The sequence below is a fragment of the Bacillus sp. JJ1764 genome, assembly GCF_036962145.1.
Lineage (GTDB): Bacteria > Bacillota > Bacilli > Bacillales > Cytobacillaceae > Neobacillus.
In genome coordinates, this window is the sequence record NZ_JBALNY010000176.1 from 1 (window position 1) to 3,918 (window position 3,918).

A 3,918-nucleotide genomic window follows, 5' to 3' on the forward strand; every position below is an offset into this window, starting at 1 on the left:
TGATCCCGCGAGCTTTGGACGGAATTCCGCCGTGTTTTTCGGGAATTCCGTCGGTATTGACCGGAATTCCGCCAGTTTTCCGATTTTTCCCGCCAATCTCCCTTCACAAAAAAAGAGCGACCCTCGTCGCTCCCCTAAAATGTTATGCTGTTGTCGAAAACATATATTTTTTATAATGATACCGGATCGAAAAGATCAGTCCCAGTCCCATCATATTACCCATCAATGCACTACCGCCGTAGCTAATGAACGGCAGCGGGATACCGGTAATCGGTAAAACGCCGATGGTCATTCCAATGTTTTGGAATACGTGGAAGGTGATCATACTGATGACTCCGACACAAATGTACGTATAGAATTGATTCCTTGTTTCCATACCTACCTTGGTAATGTGGTAAATCAACAAGAAGAATAGACTGATTAGCACACTTGCACCGATGAAGCCGAACTCTTCTCCAACGATACTAAAAATAAAGTCGGTATGGCTTTCTGGCAAGTATACCTCACGCATTCTGTAACCTTTACCAGATGTTTGCCCTGAGCCAATCGCCAACAGCGACTTGGTCAACTGATACCCGGCAGAGCTCTGGAAGTTATATGGGTCAAGCCAGGAATAAATCCGGCCAAATTGATACTGCTTCACACCCAAATATTTTTCCAGCCAATCTGGCTTTAATAATACAAAATAAAAGACCACTGAAATCAGAACTGCGCCTGTTGAAAAAATCGGCACTAGGATTTTCCATGAAATTCCTGAGATAAATATCATTCCTAATAAAATCGCCAAAAATACTAGCGATGTTCCCAAGTCCGGCTGCTGCATGACGAGCATCAGCGGAACCATGGTTACGATTCCCATTTTAATCAGCAGCCAAAAATCGGTCTGCAGTGTTTTATCTGGATTTTTTTGATGATGGTCATCGATGACGCGAGCCAGTGTTAGAATGATAAAAATTTTAACAAACTCAGACGGTTGCAGCGATCCCATAGCCGGGACTCTAAACCAGCTTTTCGCACCATTAATGACCGGGGCGATGCTGGTTGGCGCCACAATTAATAACAGAAGCAGGAAATTTCCAAAACCGTAGGCATACCAGGTTAGCTTTCGCAGCTGGTCAGAATCCAGCGTCATTACGCCGCCGATAATTCCAGCGCCGACCACATACCAAACGATTTGCTTTACTAAGAAGTTATCCTTATACTGCCCGCTGGCCTGGGCGCTATAAATTGAGATACAGCTGGCCAGGAAAAGTAACATTACGATTAACACAAGACTGTAATCCAGCTTAGAAGTTGTATTTTTATTGGAAGTCATGTGAAAGTCTCCACCTTAAATAAGAACTTGTACATTTCTCCATTATATTTTTATTATGAGTAAATCACAACTTCTAAAAGCTGAATGGATTTTTTTTCATAATATCCTCATTAATTGGTAACAGTTTAGCTGAAATAAATTCGCTTCATTTCCCCGGTCATCCATTCCAGATTGTTGGGTACCTGCGGAAGTCCGTAGCCAATGTACAGCGGGGTTGTCACGAACCGCGGAACAACCTTCACATAAATTTTCTCATCAATATGATGGAAAAAGATATTATAACTGGATGCCTTAAATGGAAAATGATTCAAAATATAATGAACAGCCATTTGCATGTACTCTGCAAAACGCTCCTTATAACCGGAATCCTCCATCATCACATTAAACTCATAAAAACCGACACGGGGTTTCGTGGATAGGGTAAACTTGACGCCGTTGTCTTCAGCTAACACCATTCCCTCGAACAATTCATGACTAACGTTTTCCTTATAATTAATATCATCCAGGCCAATGATTTGCATATGAGGATGAGCAATCGTACCGCCTGATAAAGGACCATGATTTTTGAAAAAGATAACGGAGCGATACTTACCGCTTTTCTCCATCTTCAGCCAATGCCTTATTCCAAACCTAATCAGTCTATGTAAATGCTCCTTTGAATAGGCGGATAATTCAGCTTGACACTCATCTGTTTCAATTAACACCGTTTGGAAAGCATTTTCTAAGACAGGGTATTTATTTTTCAATAGGATGATCGGACCATCGACCTCAATCAGATCAATTAGATTTTCCCGGTCACAGAAAGGACAGGCTTGCGCTTTGTTTCGGATACTTTCCGGTTTTTGCACACCGATCGACGTATTAAAATGCAGATGTTTCGTTTCCAACCGCGGTTTCTCCTCTCGAAAAAGCTATAATTCTATTTTATGGGAGAAAGTGAGTAGTTTGCACTTAATTTGGCTTAAAAATGGAATATTCCTTGACCACACTGGAAGTACACTCTAAAATAAAAAAGGTATTTCATGAACTAGAGAATTTTGGCATATCTATAAATATGTACATGCAGGTCAAAACACAAGAATGAGAGGGAACGTATGTTAACGAAATTTGAAGCGCTCATCCTTGGATTTATTCAAGGATTTACGGAATTTTTACCTATTTCTAGTACAGGACACCTTTTTTTAGGGAGAGAATTGTTCGGCCTGAAGGAAGCGGGGCTGCTGCTTGATACGATGCTTCATGTAGGAACCCTGTTGGCCGTCTTTGTTTTTTATAAAGACGAATTTATTAAAATCTTGAAAAAACCTTTTAGTAAACTAACCTTTTTACTAATTGTTGGAACCATTCCTGCGGTTATTTTTGGACTAGCATTCAAGGATTATATTGATGAAATCTCGAAAACCGGTGTAACCATCGGGTGGGAGTTTTTAATTACTGGAACATTCCTATGGCTAGCTGATTCAGCGAAAAACGGTTATAAGAAAATGGATGATATCAGTTATAAAGATGCTCTTATTATTGGTACATTTCAGGCTGTTGCCATCATGCCGGCGATTTCTCGTTCAGGAATGACCATAGTCGCGGCGCTGTGGCGCAAATTGGACCGGGAAACGGCAGCGTATTTTTCCTTCCTATTATCCACTCCGGCGATTGCTGGTGCAATTGTGCTGCAAACAAAGGATTTATTTGAAGGACAAGGCGAAACCATTTCCTTATCTGCCCTGCTTGTAGGGATTGTCTCATCCGCGGTGTTCGGTTATATCGCAGTAAGATGGATGATCGGCTATTTGAAAAAGCACTCCTTAAAACCGTTTGCTGTATATGTATGGATTTTAGGCTTGGTTGTGTTGTTCTTCCAATTCACAGGTAAATTCTAAAACCTTAAAGAGAAATTCAAGTAAATAGGTATGTTTCGCAAGTAAACCTATTGTTTTCGCAAGTAAATTAAAAAAGCGGCCCGATCCAATGATCGAGTCGCTTTTTTTTATGCTTTTACTGGCATTTTCGCCATTTCTCTAGCAGCTTCTGCCGCCTGTTCTTTGGCTTTAGCCATAATTTCCGGAGCCATTTTCGGGAAATGGTCCATTCCTTCTGCAACAATGGTTGGCAGAATGTCGAAACCAAGGAATTGCAGGGCTTTTCTTAAATAACGATCACCCATTTCAAATTCGGCCATCGGACCTGTAGAATAGATACCTCCGCGCGTTTGGATATGTACGGCCTTTCTGCCGGTAAGCAAGCCTTTAGGTCCATTCTCGGTATTTGTAAAGGTTTTTTCGGCGATAAACAAGCAGTCCATAAATGATTTTAAAATAGCGGGAGCACCAAGATTCCAGATCGGTGTCACAAACACATAGTATTCTGCATTGATGAAGCGGTCAGCTAGAGCATGCATTTTTTCAAGCTTGGTGCGTTCTGCATCAGATAATTGATCTTTCGTATAACCCATGAAAGATAATTTGGCCCTTGCATAAAGCAAATCCATATCAATCTCTGGTATATCCATACTATATAAATGCATCCGCTCAATTTCTACATCAGGACGAGCTTTTTGGAACTCTTCTAAAAATACATCACCAATTTGCGCACCTTTGGAAAGTTTA

General features: G+C 40.9%; 4 protein-coding genes. 1 reads left to right on the top strand and 3 read right to left on the bottom strand.

Annotation, left to right across the window (positions count from 1 at the left end; genetic code table 11):
• Positions 1–142: 142 nt before the first annotated feature.
• Complete coding sequence (gene rodA / locus V7083_RS20395) at positions 143–1,315, bottom strand: rod shape-determining protein RodA (protein WP_335481370.1); 1,173 nt, start codon at positions 1,313–1,315, stop codon at positions 143–145.
• Between the two features lie 125 nt (positions 1,316–1,440).
• Positions 1,441–2,202, bottom strand: a complete 762-nt coding sequence (locus V7083_RS20400) for a DUF4931 domain-containing protein (RefSeq protein WP_335481372.1) — start codon at positions 2,200–2,202, stop codon at positions 1,441–1,443.
• A gap of 207 nt (positions 2,203–2,409) precedes the next feature.
• Here V7083_RS20400 and V7083_RS20405 point away from each other — a divergent pair, with 207 nt between their 5' ends.
• Complete coding sequence (locus V7083_RS20405) at positions 2,410–3,192, top strand: undecaprenyl-diphosphate phosphatase (protein ID WP_335481374.1); 783 nt, start codon at positions 2,410–2,412, stop codon at positions 3,190–3,192.
• A gap of 107 nt (positions 3,193–3,299) precedes the next feature.
• Here V7083_RS20405 and V7083_RS20410 read toward each other — a convergent pair.
• Positions 3,300–3,918: FMN-dependent NADH-azoreductase (locus tag V7083_RS20410; RefSeq protein ID WP_335481376.1), on the bottom strand; the 619-nt coding region annotated here is incomplete at its 5' end.